Source organism: Deinococcus pimensis DSM 21231 (assembly GCF_000519345.1).
Taxonomy (GTDB): Bacteria; Deinococcota; Deinococci; order Deinococcales; family Deinococcaceae; genus Deinococcus_A; species Deinococcus_A pimensis.
In genome coordinates this window covers 1-859 of the sequence record NZ_KI912629.1, presented here as the reverse complement: position 1 = coordinate 859, position 859 = coordinate 1, and the positions used below count along the sequence as shown (strand labels likewise).

Sequence of the window (859 nt, the reverse complement as noted above, 5' to 3'; positions counted from 1 at the left end):
CGTGCCCGCGCGGTTCACGCGGCCCGCGAGGACCGTGGCGCCCGCGAGGTCGAACTGCTGCGCGTCGCCGCCCGCCTCGGCCCAGCCGGGCGGCGTGCCCTCCATGAGGTGGAAGGTCACGAGCTCCCCGGAGAGATCGTGGATCTCCACCTGATCGAAGATGACGTAGCGGCGCAGGCGGGCCGCGAGGGGCGCGGCCTCGCCCTCGTCGAGGTGCAGGTACAGGTCGTCCGCGCGGCGGTACACGCGCGCGAAGTGCTCGATCTGACCGCGGACGTTCAGGAAGAGCGCGGGCACGAGGCCGGGCGTGGGGGCGCGGCGCAGGTCGTTCGTCATCTGGCCCTGGACGAAGTCCACGCGGTCGGCACCGGTGAGGCGCAGGGCGCTGGAGGGCACGCGGGTCCACAACATGCCCTCAGGCTAGAGGACGCGGGCCGCGCGGTGTGGGCGCAGGTTACAGGGCGGGCGCGGGCGGCGCGGGTACGCTGGGGCATGGCGGACCCCTTCGAGCAGTACCGCGAGCCCGGCCCGAAACGTATCGGGCTGTACCTGAGCCTGTGGGCGGCCCTGGCGGCCACGGCGGCCCTGAAGCCCAGGGGGCGCGAGGACATGGGCACCCTGGAGACCTTGCGGCGCAGCCACTTCTCCCGCGTGATGTTCGCGGACATCGGCGCGCTCTCCACGCTGGGCGCGCTGTACGCCGTGACGCGCTCCCGCTCTCCCCTGCGCTTCGTCGCGGGCGGCCTGACGCTCGTGGTGGGGTCGTTCGCGCTGCTGCCGTACCTCGCGTGGGAGGACTGGCGCGCGTGGCGGGCGCGGCGAGGGGACGCGGAGGCCTGAGGCGGGGACCGCCGACGCG

At 74.6% G+C, this 859-nt stretch carries 1 protein-coding gene and 1 pseudogene; one reads left to right on the top strand and one right to left on the bottom strand.

Annotated features, from left to right (window positions below):
* Positions 1 to 408: pseudogene (locus tag DEIPI_RS28260) on the bottom strand (CAF17-like 4Fe-4S cluster assembly/insertion protein YgfZ); the annotation flags it as partial.
* 84 nt (positions 409 to 492) lie between these two features.
* Here DEIPI_RS28260 and DEIPI_RS0103760 point away from each other — a divergent pair.
* The gene (locus DEIPI_RS0103760; protein ID WP_027480906.1) at positions 493 to 840 is read left to right on the top strand and encodes a hypothetical protein; all 348 of its coding nucleotides are present in this window, start codon (positions 493 to 495) and stop codon (positions 838 to 840) included.
* Positions 841 to 859: the final 19 nt, after the last annotated feature.

What these genes read in the sequence shown, in the direction of transcription:
- DEIPI_RS0103760 (WP_027480906.1), top strand. Translation starts at nt 493, where the DNA reads ATGGCGGACCCCTTCGAGCAGTACCGCGAGCCCGGCCCGAAACGTATC.